Source organism: Ureibacillus suwonensis (assembly GCF_042655065.1).
GTDB lineage: Bacteria > Bacillota > Bacilli > Bacillales_A > Planococcaceae > Ureibacillus > Ureibacillus suwonensis.
Map to the genome: position 1 here is coordinate 1 of NZ_JBHSNQ010000082.1, position 17,749 is coordinate 17,749.

At 43.5% G+C, this 17,749-nt stretch carries 13 protein-coding genes; 1 reads left to right on the forward strand and 12 read right to left on the reverse strand.

Features of this window, described 5'->3' with window-relative positions; all coding sequences use genetic code 11:
• Positions 1-321: 321 nt before the first annotated feature.
• The gene (locus ACFPOH_RS10185) at positions 322-906 is read right to left on the reverse strand and encodes a TetR/AcrR family transcriptional regulator (protein WP_342581552.1); all 585 of its coding nucleotides are present in this window, start codon (positions 904-906) and stop codon (positions 322-324) included.
• A 125-nt stretch (positions 907-1,031) separates the two neighbouring features.
• On the opposite strand from ACFPOH_RS10185, the gene ACFPOH_RS10190 reads away from it, so the two are divergent.
• Positions 1,032-2,186, forward strand: a complete 1,155-nt coding sequence (locus ACFPOH_RS10190; RefSeq protein WP_390309545.1) for a YhgE/Pip domain-containing protein — start codon at positions 1,032-1,034, stop codon at positions 2,184-2,186.
• 133 nt (positions 2,187-2,319) lie between these two features.
• Here ACFPOH_RS10190 and ACFPOH_RS10195 read toward each other — a convergent pair whose 3' ends face one another.
• From ACFPOH_RS10195 to ACFPOH_RS10245, 11 genes are all read right to left on the reverse strand, one after another.
• Positions 2,320-2,880, reverse strand: a complete 561-nt coding sequence (locus tag ACFPOH_RS10195) for a GNAT family N-acetyltransferase (protein ID WP_390309546.1) — start codon at positions 2,878-2,880, stop codon at positions 2,320-2,322.
• Between the two features lie 258 nt (positions 2,881-3,138).
• Positions 3,139-4,320 (reverse strand): acetyl-CoA C-acetyltransferase, encoded by a 1,182-nt coding sequence (locus ACFPOH_RS10200; RefSeq protein ID WP_390309547.1) that lies wholly within the window; start codon positions 4,318-4,320, stop codon positions 3,139-3,141.
• Between the two features lie 14 nt (positions 4,321-4,334).
• A complete protein-coding gene (locus ACFPOH_RS10205; protein WP_342469151.1) occupies positions 4,335-5,825 on the reverse strand; it encodes a class I adenylate-forming enzyme family protein in 1,491 nt (496 codons plus the stop codon).
• Between the two features lie 287 nt (positions 5,826-6,112).
• Positions 6,113-7,783, reverse strand: a complete 1,671-nt coding sequence (locus ACFPOH_RS10210; protein WP_342469150.1) for an acyl-CoA dehydrogenase family protein — start codon at positions 7,781-7,783, stop codon at positions 6,113-6,115.
• On the reverse strand, positions 7,780-9,285 hold the full coding sequence (locus ACFPOH_RS10215; protein WP_342581556.1) for a class I adenylate-forming enzyme family protein: 1,506 nt from the start codon (positions 9,283-9,285) through the stop codon (positions 7,780-7,782). The genes ACFPOH_RS10210 and ACFPOH_RS10215 overlap by 4 nt, the downstream gene beginning before the upstream one ends.
• Complete coding sequence (locus ACFPOH_RS10220) at positions 9,282-9,668, reverse strand: MerR family transcriptional regulator (protein ID WP_342469148.1); 387 nt, start codon at positions 9,666-9,668, stop codon at positions 9,282-9,284. The genes ACFPOH_RS10215 and ACFPOH_RS10220 overlap by 4 nt, the downstream gene beginning before the upstream one ends.
• 220 nt (positions 9,669-9,888) lie before the next feature.
• Complete coding sequence (arcC, locus tag ACFPOH_RS10225) at positions 9,889-10,830, reverse strand: carbamate kinase (RefSeq protein WP_342581557.1); 942 nt, start codon at positions 10,828-10,830, stop codon at positions 9,889-9,891.
• Between the two features lie 25 nt (positions 10,831-10,855).
• A complete protein-coding gene (gene arcD, locus ACFPOH_RS10230) occupies positions 10,856-12,259 on the reverse strand; it encodes an arginine-ornithine antiporter (protein WP_390309619.1) in 1,404 nt (467 codons plus the stop codon).
• A gap of 56 nt (positions 12,260-12,315) precedes the next feature.
• Entirely contained in the window at positions 12,316-13,341 is a 1,026-nt protein-coding gene (gene argF / locus ACFPOH_RS10235) for an ornithine carbamoyltransferase (protein WP_342581558.1), read from the reverse strand.
• A gap of 10 nt (positions 13,342-13,351) precedes the next feature.
• Positions 13,352-14,587 (reverse strand): arginine deiminase, encoded by a 1,236-nt coding sequence (gene arcA / locus ACFPOH_RS10240; RefSeq protein ID WP_342469145.1) that lies wholly within the window; start codon positions 14,585-14,587, stop codon positions 13,352-13,354.
• A gap of 253 nt (positions 14,588-14,840) precedes the next feature.
• Entirely contained in the window at positions 14,841-17,522 is a 2,682-nt protein-coding gene (locus ACFPOH_RS10245; protein WP_342469144.1) for a cation-translocating P-type ATPase, read from the reverse strand.
• Positions 17,523-17,749: the final 227 nt, after the last annotated feature.

Genomic DNA, 17,749 nt, shown 5'->3' on the forward strand with positions numbered 1-17,749 from the left:
TATTTTTGTGAATGTTAAATTAAAGATTAATTTTCAAATAAACTTCCATTAAATGTAATCTTAAGTTGATGACATTGGGCTCGAGCCTCCTCGGAGCTCAATCCTTCGCTCCTGCGGGGTCTCGAGAGGGCTCGTCGCAGTAAAGCTTTTGCTTTGCGACTAAGCGTGCGCGACAGGAGCACTCGCCCCGTCACTCCAATCAATTTTTTACAAAAATTCTTTTTGCAGCTCGTTCACTTTATTAGTTATGTCCCAGCCTCAAAATTTTATGCATGATTTGAAATAACTTGTTATTGTAGATATCCTCCTCTTTCATGCATTTTATTGACTTTTTATAAATGAAATAATATCAACGTACATGGCGGTCATTTCTTCCGGCGTTCGATCCAAACCATTTTTGATCCATTCCTCAATCAATCCTAAAAAAGCCGCGGTAATAAAAGATAGAAAATAATTGATCGGCACATTCAAAGTGGCATTGAAATGTTCGTTTTTTTCGATGTTGTTGCGCACTTTTTCAATAAAAGCGTCCCGCAGGCGGAAATGAAAACCCGCACTCCCATGATCGCTCAAAAAGATTTTTAAGATTTTGGAATGGCTTTCAAAAAAGCTGAATAACATTGCAGCCAGTCTCTCCTGTTCCTTCTCAAAGGTGATGGTCGATGTATAGCGGGATTGCAACTCATCGATATAATCCCCCAATTTTCCAAACAACTCCTCCTCCATCCGCTCTTGCAAATCGTATTTGTCTTTATAATGCAAATAAAATGTGCCGCGGTTAATCTTCGCTTCTTTCGCGATTTCCCCGACCGTGATGGCTTCAAAAGATGTTCCCTCCAAAATTTTCAAGAAAGCATCCTGGATTTGCTTTTTTGTTCTTCGATTCTTTTCCACATAAATACTCATTCAAATTCCCCTTTTCAAAATTCAACACCGTGTTCAATTTTGTTCATTGCTTTAACCTTAATTAAATTATAAGATGAGAAAGCATCACTGAACAACATGTTGAAAATTGAGAAAGGAAGTAATGCATGAAATTATTTAAAGAAAAACTCGCCTGGGCTGCTCCAATTGCAGTCATCCTGATTATCGCCCTATTTTCAATCAATCTGTTTGCGCAAGGTGATCCGAAAGGGAGAAATTTACCTGTGGCATTGATTGTCAATGATGAAGGGGCCCATGTGGAGGCAGTGGAAAAAGCACTTGAACAAATGAGCAAAGGTTCTGGCGAAGGTGAACCGATGTTTGCCTTTACAGAAGAGAAAGAAGAAGAAATCAAAGACTTATTTAAAGATAAACAATATTATGCCGCATTGGTCATTCCGGAAGGGTATAACGATCAGTTGGATCATGTGCTCATCAACAAATCACCGGCTACACTCAAAATCTATATCAACCAAGGATATAACGTGACTGGCGCAAACATGGCCAAAAATGCATTAAATACCCTTATCAGCCAATTGAACCAACAATATTATTCAAACTTCGCCACGCAATTAGCGGGACAAAAAATCGATTTAAACAGCGCTTCTGTGCTTGTAAACCCTATTGTCACAGAGGAAAAAGTGTTTAATGAAGTGACGGCGGCTACCGCCAATGGCAGTGCGCCAACACTGATGGCCGTACCTGCATGGGTGGGGGCATTAATCGGAGGATTCATTGTATTCCTTGCCTCTTCCAATGTGTTAAAAAGAGAGATGCTTACAAGAAAACAAACATTGCGTTTAATGGGGGAACAAATTTTATTCGGTGTTTTAATCGCCCTCTTCTCAGGGTTTACCGTTGCGACATTAGGATATATTGCCGGCATTAATATGCCAAGCTACTTATTGGTCGCATCCTTCGTATCCTTTGCAGCATTCTGTTTCTTCTTGATCATTTCCGCCATTACAGCCTGGATCGGAAAAACAGCCATCACTTTGTTTATGGTGGTGATGCTTTTGGGAATGGGTGTATTGATGACGCCGAAAGAAATGCTTCCGGATTTCTTTGTATATTTCATCCGCCCATGGGTGCCAATCCGTTTTGCTTCTGAAGGATTGCGGGAAATATTCTACTTTGGCAGCGGCTTCTATACAGGGGCATCCTTCAATACCATCATCGGCATCGGAGTTGCCGGATTGATCATTTATATTCTTTCCATCTTTAAGCCGGTCCGTGTTCCCAAAAAAGTGAATGCGGAATAATATCGCCCAATAAATTGTTTAATTGAAATAGATAGTGGACAATAGAGCATAAGACTTTTAAAAAATTATGAAAAGGATAGATCATCAGGAATTTTACCTGTTTGTATCTATCCTTTTTTTTGTACAACAATAATTACTCCTCTGTGTTCTCCGAATACCATTCCAAAAACGCGCTTTTCTCAATTACATGCAACATAAATGGCGCATTGATTTGCGGCTCCAATTTCTTGTATTCTTCCGGGAATTCTTCCTGGACATCCGTTCTAATATAAGGCAATTTTTCTAAAGCTTTTCGGGAACGGATATTTGACAATTTCACGGCAACAAACACATACTCCAAATCCAGTTCGGTAAAGGCCGTATGAAGGATCTGTGATTTCGCCGATTCGTTGTATCCTTTCCCCCAATACCGATGCCCTATCCAAGTGCCGATATTGCAAGTTTTTTCTTCCATATTTATATCTTTCAGTGTAATGATGCCAATCAAATCCCCATCTTCATTAAAAATGACTCTTGAATATTGTTTCCCCAATTGTTCTTGCTCTTGGACAAATTCGATGAACTCCAGGGTGCCTTCAATTGAAGTTTGGGATTCCGTCAGGCTTAAAGCATTCCTGACCGGGGGTTCTGACGACAAGGATGAAATGGCTTCAGCGAACTTTTTATTATGCGGAACCAGTACTACCTTTTTCATGAAAATTCCTCCAAACACTTATTTCTATTGTTCACATAATAGTGTTCAAGCTTTCGAGTTGCAAAAAACGTTCCATTATATGCCGGCTGCTCCTTAGCTTAAACAACTCCGCAAACATCAATTTTGAAAATTCTTATAATTTTAGATAATAATGATACACTTTGATTCTGTAAAGCTAAAAACTTGAATTCAAATTTGAAATTCCAAAAAAAAATAAAAAAGCAGCGGCATATTTCTCCCGCTGCAAATACCATATGGTTATACCCTCTCAATGACCATCGCGATTCCTTGTCCGCCGCCAATACATAAGCTGACCAGTCCATATTTTCCGCCGCGGCGTTTCAGTTCGTATGCGCATGTCAACGCAAGCCGCGTACCGCTTGCCCCCACCGGATGGCCCAATGCAATCGCGCCACCATTGACATTCACAATTTCCCGATTTAATCCCAACTCTTTTTCAACAGCCAAATATTGGGCGGCAAAAGCCTCGTTGATTTCAATCAAATCGATGTCCTCCAACGTCAGATTCGCCCGTTCCAATGCCTGCTTGATGGCTGGCACCGGGCCGATTCCCATGATGGATGGATCCACCCCCTTGATGCCCCAGGAGACAATTCTTGCAAGCGGGGATAAACCGTTTTTCTCCACCGCTTTTTCACTTGCCACAATGACAGAAGCTGCACCATCATTGATGCCTGATGCATTTCCTGCCGTCACTGTACCATCTTTCTTGAACACAGGTTTTAATCTGCTTAAAGCATCAAGGGTTGTATTTTCTTTAATATGTTCATCCTCTTTAATCGCCAATTCTTCTTTTCTCGTTTGAATGTTCACAGGCACAATTTCTTCTTTGAAAATGCCGTTTTCACGGGCTCTGGCTGCACGCTGTTGGGAAAGCAGGGCAAATTGATCCTGTTCTTCCCTTGAAATCTGATATTGTTCCGCCAGATTTTCCGCCGTAATGCCCATTCCGGTACCCGTATATTCATCGAAAAGGGTTGCTTGCAACATATCCGCAAATTGCAAGTTTCCTGATTTCATCCCTTTAAAACGGACATCAAAGTTCGAGAAAGGGGATTGGGACATATTTTCCGCTCCGCCAGCCAAAATAAAATCCCCTTCACCGAGTAAAATATTCTGGGCCGCCGTAATGATGGATTGCAGTCCGGAACCGCAAAGACGGTTCAAAGTGATGGCCGGCACTTCCTTTGGCACACCTGCATGAAGTCCAATATGGCGCGCCAGGTACGCCGCGTTTGTACTTGTCGCAATGACATTGCCGTAAATGACATGGTCAATCTGTTCAGGCGAAACTTTCGCCCGTTTCATGGCCTCTTTTGCAGTGACCGCTCCCAAAGTGACCGCCCCTGTATTCACAAATGAGCCGCCATAAGCAGTAAAAGCCGTTCTCGCACCATTCACCAAATAGACATTACTCATGTTTCCCCTTCTTTCTATACAATTTCTTTCTTTGGACGCAACGTATGCTTCAACACTTTTCCGGAGGCATTCCGTGGAAGTTGGGCCAGTTCTTCAATTTCTGCCGGCACTTTATATTTGGCGAGTTTGGTCAAACAGTAATTGATGATTTCTTCTGATGTGAGAGATTTTCCTTCTTTAAATACCACGTACGCTTTAGGCACTTCACCGTACACTTCATGAGGAACGCCGACCACAGCCGCTTCCAATATTTCAGGAATTTGATACAACACTTCTTCCACTTCAACCGGGTAAATATTTTCACCACCGCGGATGATCATGTCTTTTTTCCGATCGACGATATATAAAAATCCTTCCTCATCGAATTTCCCCAAATCCCCCGAATACAGCCAGCCATCCTGGATTGTTTTGGCTGTTTCTTCAGGATTTTTCAAATAGCCTTTCATCACCTGCGGCCCCTTCACGCAAATTTCGCCCACTTCCCCTGTCGGCACTTCTTCGCCATTCGGATCAACAAGCTTGATTTGCGTTTTTTTCAACGGCTTTCCGACCGAACCGATTTTTTGCAGAGCATATTCATCTGTCAATGAAGACGCGGCAGGGGTATTTTCCGTTTGTCCGTACAGATTCTGCACTTTCACATTCGGGAAGGTGTCTTTCAATTTTTTTACGAGCTCATATGGCATCGGCGCGGCACCGTAACAGAACAAACGTAAATGTCCGAAATTGAATTCCCCGATTTCCGGTTTATTTAAGATGATGGTGTACATTGCCGGCACACCGAAAAAGATGGTCGCTTCCGTTTCCACAAGATTTTTTAATGTCCGATCAGGTGAGAAAGCTTCTTCTATGACAACGGTTCCACCCTTGTACAAAGTCGGCACGGCAAACACATGAAGGCCCGCACAATGGAAGAGCGGCGTACAAATATAAGTCCGATCCTTTTCCGTCATCTTCATCGAATCGGACCAAATTTCCGCCGTTTCAATCACATTGTTGTGTGTGAGCATTACCCCTTTTGGTTTTCCCGTTGTTCCGGATGTATACATGACAACGGCTGTTTCTTCACCTTCATTTGGAACGCGAATAAAATCGGTATCGTTCCCTTTTAAAATTTCTTTTATTCCGGCAGTGGAAATGACGTGGTCAAAACGGTGGGCCGTTTGCCTGATGGTCTCTTCAATTTTTTCATCAAAAAATAAAGCTTTTGCTTCAGAATGCTGGAAAATGTAATCCACTTCCGGAGGTGCAAGTTTCGTATTCACCGGCATGATCGTCAAACCGGCCAATTTGGCACCTAAATAGACAGGTAAAAACAGATCTGAATTCAGCATAAATTGGGCGACAATATCCCCTTTTTGATAGCCCCTGTTTTGAAGATAGGCGGCTATCTTCTTCGCATTTTCAAATAATTCCCCATAAGTCATTGTTGTGTTTTCAAAAATAACCGCTTTTTTGGAAGGCTGTTTTATTGCATGTTCTTCCACAATATTTGTAATAAACATATCCCCAATCCCCCATTTCAGTGCTGGAACACTTTTATTTTTTGAATCTTCCAACAATTAGATTCAGGATTATTGTATCAATGAAATATATTTGCGTAAACGAGAAAATATGTGTTTATTAGAGAAATATTAAAATTAATAGAAAGAGGGTTTCATTCTCTTAACAACCTGAAATCATGTGCAGGGACTACAAGCTGCTTTTGAAAAAAATGAAATTCAGTGCCAATGATAATAGAGCGGAAGGGAAATTCATCCAATTTCCCCTTCCGCTCATCTTGAATTTGCACTTATATCACATCATGAAAATACAAGACCGTCTTCATTGGATCTCCTAATTTGCGCAACTTCCAAGTATCTTCCAAATAGATGTCTGCCAGCTTTTCATATTTTCCACCGTAACGGCCGGCCCATTCGACAGCTACGACACTCTCATACAGCCATGCCAATCTTTGGGCGATGCCTTTGCCCTCATAAGTTTGTGTCTCTTCATCCAAGGACGCGAATGTTTCCAAATCCTCCGCGACATCTGAAAGCTTTTCCATCACGATTTGCTTCAGCTTCGAATCCTTCACTTTTTGCAAACGCCGGTTCATTTCATCGATGAACAATTTATGGGCATTGTATTTTTTAAATAGGCGGATCACTTCCAATGCCAGGATATTTGCCGTACCTTCCCAAACGGTGAGCACCTGGGCATCCCTCAATAGTCTAGGCGTTACAAAATCTTCAATGTACCCATTGCCGCCATGAAGTTCAATCGCTTCGTGGGCAAAATGGATGGCCTGCTCAGCCGTTTCTTTCTTCATGATCGCGATGTTCAGCCGGTTCAAAATCACATCCCGCTCAGTTCCTTCGCCAATTGTCACCCGATCATACAATTGGATCATGTCAAACAGCGTCGCCACTTCAACGTGGAGCTTGGACGCCATTTTTGCCAAAGTATCCTGTATCATTGGGTAATTCGTCAATCGTTGGCCGAATGCCTCGCGATTGGAAACATAAAATTTGGATTCCAATAATGCTCTTCTCATGATTCCGACTGAGGCGACCGCATTACAGATTCTCGATAAATTCAACGCCTCCAGCATGTAGTAGATGCCTTTTTTCGGATCGCCCACCACATAGGCGATGGATCCGTCAAATTCAACTTCACCGGATGGCACGGCGCGGACGCCCAATTTATCTTTCAAGCGCCGAATGCGCAGATGATTGAGCGAACCGTCTTCCTTTTTCCATGGCACCGCAAACAAAGTGAGCCCTTTAGTGCCTTCCGGAGCCCCCGGCATGCGGGCCAACACCATGGCAACACCGCACATTCCCGCATTGGAGGCAAAATATTTCTCGCCATATAACCGGTAATGGGTGCCGTCAAATCTTGCTTCAAGGATATTTGCCCCGACATCCGAACCCCCTTGCCGCTCGGTCAAGAAAGTGGCTCCTTCATACAGCTCCACTTCACCGGTTGAACAAACATGCGGCAAAAATTTCGCCTTCAGTTCTTCATCCGCATAATGGTCCAGCAAGTATGCCGTGGCCATTGTCAATGTGACGGGGCAATAAAACCCCGGTTCCGCGTGGGACAACAAGTAACCTTGGGCAAAACTGTAAACATAATTCCCTTTTCTCCCCAGCTCCGGTATCTCTTTATGCACGTATCCGACAATCCCGGTATTGTATGTTTGTTCAACCGTCTTTTTGTAGCCTTCATTCACCCAAATTTCCGATACTTCTTCCCCGTATCGATCATAGCGGATGAGACGGGGCTCCCCTTCCCGGTCCGTATGCTTTGCCCGCGCATCAATCTCGCCGCATACCAAAGCCCCGAAGTCTGTCAGTTCTCTAAATGCAAATTCATAAAACTCTTGATCCAGCATTTGCTCCAATATTTTTTGCAATGTATCATCGCTTGAGAAAAAGTTTGTCTCTTTTTCTGCCACCACATTTTGCAGCACTTTCATTCCACAATCGCCTGCACTTTCAATTGTTGTTTTAAAATTTTTCCGGATGCATTTCTCGGAAGCGCTTCCACTTGTTCGTACAGCCGCGGCACTTTATATTTGGCAAGATGCTCGGATAAGTATGCCTTCAACGCTTCCACGTCAATTGGCGTTTTAGCGGCGAACACCGCCTTCACAGTTTCCCCCCACTCCGGATGAGGTACCCCGATGACCGCCACTTCATGAATTCCTCCAAACTGTAAAATCCGGTCTTCGATTTCTTTCGGATAAATATTGACACCGCCAGAAATAATGACGTCTTTTTTCCGATCAACCACCCAAATATAACCGTCTTCATCGAATCGGGCCAAATCGCCTGATTTCAGCCATTCGCCGAGAAACGCTTGTTTCGTTGCTTCTTCATCCCGATAGTAACCAACCATGTTCCCTTCGCCATAAAGCACAATCTCTCCAATCTCGCCGGTCTGGACATCTTCTCCGTTCTCATTCACAATGCGGATTTCCGTTCCGAAGGCCGCCCGCTTTCCGATGCTGCCCGCTTTAATTTCATGTTCATAGCCGAATAGAAGTGTCCCGCTTGGCCCTGCTTCCGTTAAACCATATACGCAAGTTAAATTGTCCGTTTTGAAAGCCTGTTGGATATGGCGCACTTCTTTTTCGGATAACGGCGCCCCTCCATATACCCACCATTTCATGGAAGACAGATCCGCTGTTTGCAATCGGGGATGGGATGCAGTAACCAAATAGGCAACCGGCGCCCCAAAGAAGTGGGTGGTTTTTTCCTTTTCCACCGTGTCAATAAGTAAATCTGGCGTGAAAGTAGGTGTAAGTACGTTGGTTGCCCCAACCAGCACAGCGGACATCAAGAATAAATGCAGTGGAGCCGAGTGTGTCAGCGGCATCATCAGCAACATCCGGCTTTCCGGCTTCACTTCCATTTCGATGGCAATCATATGGGCAACCGCCAAAATATTGCGATAGCTGAATAAAACGCCTTTTGGCTTCCCTGTTGTTCCGGAGGTGTAAAGAATCGTGGAATAATCGTCTTCTTTTAACAGACATCTGATTTCCGCGTTATCCGACTTTTCAATGAGCCCGTCATAGTCTAGCCACCCTTCCTTTTTTGGGCCGGTTTTGATTTTGATCCCGACATTTTGGAGATTTTCTACGGATGCAAAAATCGCTTCATGGGCAATGATGGCTTTTGCCTGTGCATGATCCGCCACATATTCCACTTCCGATAGGGTGAATTTGGCGTTCACCGGCACGACAATGGCGCCAATACGTTGAATGGCAAAATAACTAACGACAAATTCCAATACATTCGGCATAAAGATGATGACTTTATCCCCTTGTTGAATGCCCAGTCCGAGCAAAGCATTGCCCAATCGGGTAACCTGTTCATCCAATTCTTTGTACGTCACCCGCCGTCCTTGGCAAATCACCGCCTCGTTTTTTGGATACTTGCGGGCATTTCTGGCTAATAGCATCGAACTATTCATGTGACATCCTCCCCCTTAATTTTTGCCAGTTTTTCGCTGAATGACGAATGCAATTCCACCAATTCCCTTTTCAATTGGGTCAACTCCTCGATTTTTTCTTCGATTTCTTTGATTTTCTGTTCCCCGTACTCCACGGTTCTTTCCAGTTGTTTAATCCCTGTACGGTCACGATCAAAGAGCAATATCATCTCCTTTATTTCGTCCAGTGAAAAGCCGTATCTTTTGCCGCGCATGATGAGTTTCAATTTGGCAATTTCTTTTTTTGAAAAGGTGCGTAAATTGGATTGGGTACGATTCGGTGAAAGCAATCCAATTTCTTCATAATATCTCAGGGTTCTTGGTGTGATATTGAATTCTTTTGCCACTTCCTGAATCGTTTTCATCCCTTTCACCCCCGAATTTGGCTATATTTTATCATTGACGTTAACGTAAACTTCAAGAGAGTTTGTGAAATTTTTTGAATATTTATAATCTTGCATTTCAATTAATATATTACCTTTTTTTCAGTTTGATAGACAAAAAATAAGCGGCAGCAATGAGCCACCGCCTCTATTTTTTTCCCGCATTTAGATTTCGATTCGCATGGAAGGGTTCAAATCATCATCATTTTTCAACAATGGTTCCGGCTTGTCCCAACAGTGCATCGAGCGCTTTGTCCAAAGAGGTGATGATGGCCACCCGATCCGGTCTGGATTCCACAAATTTGATGGCTGCTTCAACCTTTGGCAGCATGCTTCCTTTTTCGAAATGGCCTTCCTCAATATGCCTTTTCAACTCAGCGGTTGAAACCTTTTTCAAAGGCCGTTCATTTGGCTGATGGAAATGAAGATACACATGATCGACATCCGTCAATATGAGCAGGACATCGGCATTGATCAATTCAGCCAGTTTTTCGGAACCCAAATCTTTATCGATGACCGCATCCACCCCAATATACTTATGGTTTTCCTTATAAACCGGAATTCCCCCTCCACCGGCGCAAATGACGATAAAATCCAAACTCACAAGCTTTTCAATGACACTATGTTCGATAATATTCATTGGTTGAGGAGACGGAACGACTTGACGCCATCCTCTTCCAGGAAACTCTGCATATTTTGCGCCGGTCTGTTGCATGATTTGCGTTGCTTCTTCCCTTGAGTAATAGGGGCCGATCGGTTTTGTCGGATTCTCAAACGCCGGATCATTTAGATCCACTTCCGTTCTTGTGATGATTGATGCCACGTTTTTTTCAATTCCTTGCTCCCTTAATGCATCATCCAGCTCCTTTTCAATCCAGTAGCCGATCATCCCTTGGCTCATGGCGCCGCACGTATCCAGTGACATCGGTGGAATCCCTTGTGTTCCTGCAATCTTTTGCTGCAATAAAATGTTGCCGACTTGTGGGCCATTGCCATGGGTGATCACAATCTGACAACCAAGTTTCACAATTTCAACCAACAGTGCAACCGTTTTTCTGATGGCGTTTTGTTGCGCTTCTTCCGAGCCATCCCCCGTTTGGATGGCATTGCCCCCCAAGGCGATGACAACTTTCTTTTTCTCCATTATCTTCACACCCTATGTCCAAAGATTAAAAATCAATTTTTCCTGTAATGATGCCAACGAATGCAATGACAGCAAGGATAACGAAAATGCCCATTAATGCAATCTCAAATTTCGCATCTTTGCGGGTGATGCCATAATCCTTTTGGGTATACTTGTAAATGATGATCCCTGGGGCATACAACAGCATTGTCAACAGCAGATAGTCCAATCCGGCGGCATACACGAGCCAAACGGTATAAATGCTGGCGATAATCCCGATGATGAATTGCTTTTTATTTTCCCTGAAAGGTATCAGTTTCACTTGATAAAAGGCTGATAGCATGTAAGGAATGAGAATGGCGGATGATGCCAAACTGAACATAAAATTGTAGGCTTTGTCGGTAAATAATAAAGTGATTAAGAAAACTTGCACTAAACCGTTCGTCAACCATAGGGAATTCACTGGCGCTTTATTTTTATTCTCTTTGGCCAACCATTTCGGGAACACTTTATCCTTTGCCGCTTCGTATGGCAACTCTGCTGCAAAGAGCGTCCAACTCAACCAGGCTCCCATTATGGAAATGATTAATCCTATATTGATTAAGACGGCGCCCCATTTCCCGACAACCGCTTCAAATACATAGGCCATTGTCGGAGTCGGCAAAGCTGCCAGTTCCTCCCGGGTCATGACACCCATTGATAACACGGTGATCAACACATAGATCAAAAGAACGCTCACTAATCCAATGACAGTCGCCTTTCCGACATCCGACTTACTTTTTGCCCGTCCAGACATGACGACGGCACCTTCAACGCCAATAAACACCCATAATGTCACAAGCATGGTGCTTTTCACTTGGGAAGCGACTTCCGACCAGGAAAAGCCGCCGCTGCCCCAAAAATCGAAAGTGAATTTATCGATATTAAAGAAGAAAATGGTAATTAAAATAAATAGGAAAATCGGAATCACTTTACAGATGGTTGTGATTGTATTGATGAATGCTGCTGAGTGAACTCCTCGAAGGACAAGGTAATGGACCAGCCACAATAATACGGATGCCCCGATGATCGATGCCACATTTTGTCCGCCTTCAAAAGCCGGAATAAAATAACCGATGGAAGACATGACAAGCGTTGCATAAGCGATATTTCCGAGCCAGGCTGATACCCAGTACCCCCAAGCGCTGCTAAATCCAAAAAACGGACCGAATCCTTCTTTTGCATAGCTATAAATACCGCTGTCCAAATCAGGCTTTTTAATGGATAGATTTTGGAATACAAGCCCAAGGGCGATAATCCCAATCCCTGTGATAACCCAACCGATCAACATGGCACCTGCATTGGCACCGAGAGCCATGTCTCCTGCCATGTTGAATGCGCCGCTGCCAATCATTGAACCTACAACCAGTGCGATCAATGCAAATAACCCTAATTGTTTTGTTTCCTTCATCATTAGCACCTCACCTTAACAGCAAGGGAAGAACCTTCCGCTTACCGTCCATTTTTTTATTGCCGGTGATTCGTCGCTGCCATTACTGCTTTGATTGTGTGTAAACGGTTTTCCGCTTGGTCAAACACAAAGGAATGCTTGCTTTGGAAAACTTCATCGGTCACTTCCATTTCTTTGATGCCGTATTCTTCATACACTTTCCGCCCAATTTCCGTTTCCAAATCGTGAAAACTCGGGAGGCAATGCAGGAACATCACCTGTTCATTTCCCGTTTTTTCAATCATCTTCCTGTTCACCTGATAAGGCAGCAACAGTTCGATTCTTTCTTTAAACTTGTCTTCTTCCCCCATTGAAACCCAGACATCCGTGTAAATGGCATCCGCGCCTTTTACCGTTTCATCAATATTATCTGAAATTACAATGTCGCTTTTTGATTCTTCCGCCAGCTTTTGGGCATAAGCAACCATTTCCTCGGAAGGGAATAATTCTTTCGGGGAACAGATTCGGAAGTTCATGCCCACTTTTGCCGCTCCCACAAGGAGACTGGTTGCGACGTTGTTTCTTCCGTCTCCCACATACACCAAATTCACGCCTTTTAATCTGCCCTTTTGCTCTTTGATCGTCAGAAAGTCAGCCAATACTTGTGTTGGATGGAACTCATCGGTCAATCCATTCCACACCGGGACTCCCGCATATTCTGCAAGGGTCTCCACAACCGATTGTTTGAATCCCCTAAACCCGATTCCATCAAACATGCGGCCAAGAACGATGGCCGTATCACGGGTGGATTCTTTTTTACCAAACTGAACATCCTGCTTTCCCAAATATTCAGGGTGTGCCCCCAAATCCACACAAGCGACCGTAAAGGCGCATCTCGTTCTTGTGGAAGGTTTTTCAAATAAAAGGGCAATATTTTGTCCTTCCAAATAGCGGTGCGGAATTCTTTTCTTTTTCATTGCCTTTAACTCGGCCGCCAAATCAATCAAATAATGGATTTCTTCTTCTGAATGATTTTTTAAAGTGAGAAAACTTTTGCCAACTAAAAGATCGTTCAATAAATGGGGGTTGTCCACAATTACCATCCTCCTTAAGTTAATCCAAAGCTTCCCGGACCAACGGCATGCTCATGCAGCGTGGGCCGCCCCGACCCCGTGATAATTCCGAACTCAACACTTCAATCACTTCAACGCCGTTTGTTCTTAACAGCTCGTTTGTCACGTAGTTCCGATCATAGGTCACCACTTTCCCCGGGGCGATGGCCAATGTATTGGAACCGTCATTCCATTGCTCACGGGGGCCTGCTATCATGTCCCCTCCCCCGCATGGAATCAATAAAATTTCTTTTAATCCCAAAACTTCTTTCAACGTTTCCAACAAATTGGTTTTATGTGTAATGTTTAAAGTTTCGTTGTCCGGACCTTTTTCAAGAACATAAATGTCCATTTTTCCGTCAGCGTCTTGTATCGCGGAATGAATCGTGAATTTGTCGTAATCGATCATGGTGAATACAGTATCCAGGTGCATAAATGCCCGGCTTTTCGGGATTTCAACGGCGAGGACCCGTTTGATGTCACTTTGGGAATGAAAAAGATTCAATGTAAAACGTTCAATGGATTTTGCGGCAGTGCGGGCACTGATTCCGATGGCGATGGTATCTTTGGACAGTACGAGCTCGTCGCCACCTTCCATCGGATATTCGAAATCACGATTGAACCAAATGGGAATATCCTTGTTGGCAAAGCGGGGATGATATTTCACAATATATTGCATGAAAAGAGATTCACGCTGTCTGGCAGGTTCCCGCATTTTATTGATGGTCAAACCATTGCCGACGACAGCTGAGGGGTCTCTGGTGAAGTAAAGATTTGGCATTGGATCCAAATAGAAAGGATAGTGGCTTGTAAGGATTTCATACAGATGTTTTTTCTTCATATGTTCAATTTCGTCTTTGCGCACACCGGCCATGATTTTCTCGACCATTTTTGATGTGTCGAAAGACAATAAATAGTCGGCTATGACGTAAAATGAATCATCCACTGAGATTTTTGATTCCGTCAAAATATCATAGACAAACTGTTTTTTTATTTCTTCCGTATGTAAGGCTTCAGATAACAATGTCGATAAGTATAGCACTTCAATACCGTTGTCGCGCAAAGTTTGCGCAAAATAGTCGTGTTCTTTTTGGACGATGGGCAAATACGGAATATCATCAAAAAGCAGTTTTTGTAAATATTCCGGCGTCAAATTTTCCACCTCTTGACCAGGACGGTGAAGCAATACGGTTCGAAGTTTTCCGATTTCCGAAGTGACATTCAATACATGATTCATAGGGATAACCTCCTAACGTTTCAAAAAAATGATGGTAAACTTTATTAAAGCGCTTACAAAGTGATGGAAAATAAAAGTTGTATAAAACTAGTATATAATGTAAATTATTCAAAAATAGTGAATTATTAGTGAAACTAATGTAATATTTTGTTATACAATTTCTATCAATTTCATGACATTTTTTCAGAAAAACTTGCTTGAAATTCCAAAAAATTGAGCGGATTGGAGATTTTTCCTATCCGCTCTGATTATGTTACCTATTTTTTTTGATGAATGCGTCAATTCCGCCAAGCAGGAATGTAGGAATGGCGGCCATCAACATGATGAGGGCCCAGTCCGCGAATTGAATTGGAACTGTTTTGAATATCGGCTGTAATGGCGGAATGTAGATCACGATTAACATCAATGCGATGGAAGATAAAACCGCCCATACAAGAAATTGATTTTTAAAAGGATTTCTTGAGAAAATGTTCTTTTCGCAACGGCAATCAAACACATGAATGAGCTGGGCCATTACAAGGGTTGTAAAAGCGACCGTTTGGGCATATTCCAGTTCGTTTGGATGATTATGAAGGGTCACCATGAAAGCGGCGAGGGTGACGATACCAATCGCAAGCCCCCGTGAAATGATCTTCCAACCAAGTCCTCTTGCGAAAATCCCCTCTTTTGGATCCCGAGGCTTGCTTTTCATGACGTCGCCTTCCGGTTGGTCAACCCCTAACGCCATGGCAGGCAAACCATCCGTGATCAAGTTCACCCACAAAATATGGATCGGAACCAATGGCAATGGCAACGCAAGGATGATGGCAAAAATCATGACAAGCATTTCACCTACATTGGAAGCGAGCAAATAGCGGATGAATTTGCGGATGTTCTCGTAAATATTCCGCCCTTCTTCAATGGCCGATTCAATCGTGGCAAAATTATCATCCAAAAGAATCAGGGATGAAGACTCTTTTGCCACATCGCTTCCTGTAATCCCCATTGAAATGCCGATATCCGCCGCTTTAATGGCTGGGGCGTCGTTGACTCCATCTCCCGTCATTGCCACAACATGTCCTTTCCCTTGCAGAGCCTGCACAATTTTCAGTTTATGTTCAGGAGAGACGCGGGCAAACACGGCCACTTCATCCACGATTTCTTCCAATTCCTTGACAGACATTTTTGCCAATGTTTTTCCGTCAATAATCTTGCTGTTTTCTTGATGGATGCCAAGCTGGGAAGCGATGGCTTTTGCCGTAATCAAATGGTCTCCGGTAATCATCACCGTTTTTATGCCGGCGTCCTTACATTTTTCCACCGCTGATTTCACTTCCGGTCTTGGCGGATCGATGATGCCTTGCAAACCGATCAATGTGAGTCCGTTTTCCACCTCATGCACATCTGTGACCGTTTTATTTGCCGGAATCTCTTTAAACGCAATGGCCATCGTTCTCAAAGCCTGGGAAGCCAATTCTTCGATGGCTGAATGGAGAGCGTTTTTCAGCTTATCTGTCAGCGCTTCTTCCTTTCCGTCCCAAATCATTTTGCTGCTCACTTGTGTCAGAACATCCGGCGCCCCCTTGGCAATGACAAATTGTTTTCCGGCGGAATCTTCGATGATCATTGACATCATTTTTCTCGTCGAATCAAACGGGTATTCTTTTACAATTTGATATTCTTTCAATAATTCATTCCGATCAAAGCCGGCCTTCATTGCCGCAACGAGCAATGCTCCTTCTGTCGGACTGCCGACAAGCATGTATTCATTGTCTTTTTTCTTTATTTTGGCATGGTTGCAAATCATCCCATACGTTAGCATTTGAAGAAGCATTTTTTCTTTCCGCACTTCAACCGGTGACCCTTCATGATAAAAAGCGCCTTCAGGGGAATAACCTGTCCCGTCAACCGTCCACGTTTTTCCGCCAATCCATAAATGGGTCACCGTCATTTTATTTTGGGTCATCGTTCCGGTTTTATCTGAACAAATGACCGTCGCTGTGCCAAGTGTCTCAACGGCTGGCAGTTTCCGTACAATGGCATTCTTTTTGATCATTCGGGTCACACCAAGGGAAAGTACGACCGTCACAATGGCTGGAAGGCCTTCCGGAATGACCGCAACGGCCAATGAAACGCCAGTCAATAACATCGTATAGAAATCCCGGTCTTGAATAATGCCAATCAGCACTACAAGGATTGTCAATGCGGCGGCCACAACAATCAAGATTTTCCCCAATTGCTGAAGGCGCCGTTGCAATGGGGTTTCAATTTTTTGGGTTCCTTGCATTAGTCCCGAAATTTTTCCCATCTCTGTTTTCATACCGGTTCCAACGACAATGCCCTTCCCGCTGCCTCTTGTAACGAGCGTTCCCATAAAGGCCATATTTTTCATATCGCCAATTCCGGGTTCCGGTTCTTTGAGCGGTTCCGTCGTTTTCTCCACAGGAATGGACTCCCCGGTCAACGGGGATTCTTCTATTTCAAGGCTGATCGATTCAAAAATCCGAACGTCAGCCCCAATCCGGTCGCCACTTGAAAAACGGATCACATCACCGGGTACGAGCTCCCTTGAATCGACCTTGATCCATTCCCCATCCCTTAAAACGTTCGCGTGGGGGGCCGATAATTTTTGCAATGCTTCCAAGGCTTTTTCAGCTTTTCTTTCTTGAAAAAATCCAAGAAACGCATTGAGTATCACAATCGCCAAAATCGTGATGGCATCCGCATATTCACCTAAAAGCAGCGATAAGATGACAGCCACCAGCAATACAATCACGAGGAAATCTTTGAATTGACTGAGAAAAAGCAATAGATCCGATTGTTTTTTATGTTTTTCCAGTTCATTGTAGCCATATTGCTCCAGCCGCTTTTTCGCTTCGCTGTCCGTCAATCCGTCCAGAATACTGGTGTTAAATTCTTTTTCAACTTCGCCCATGTTCATGGCATGGTATTTCATATGTATTTTCACTCCCTATTCCCAGCTGCAGTTACGAAAAGGTAGCATTTCTAAAGTGTTGAGTGGAAAGGATCATCTCTTCCTTTTATTATAGCTTACCATTTAATTGACAAAGAGGATGTATTCATTTTGGAATATTTCTTACGAATCGGCAAATTTTAATAGGATTGTCAAAAAGTTTCTTCATTGCCATGGGATTTGGGTTATAGGAGTTTTGGCTGTCCAAT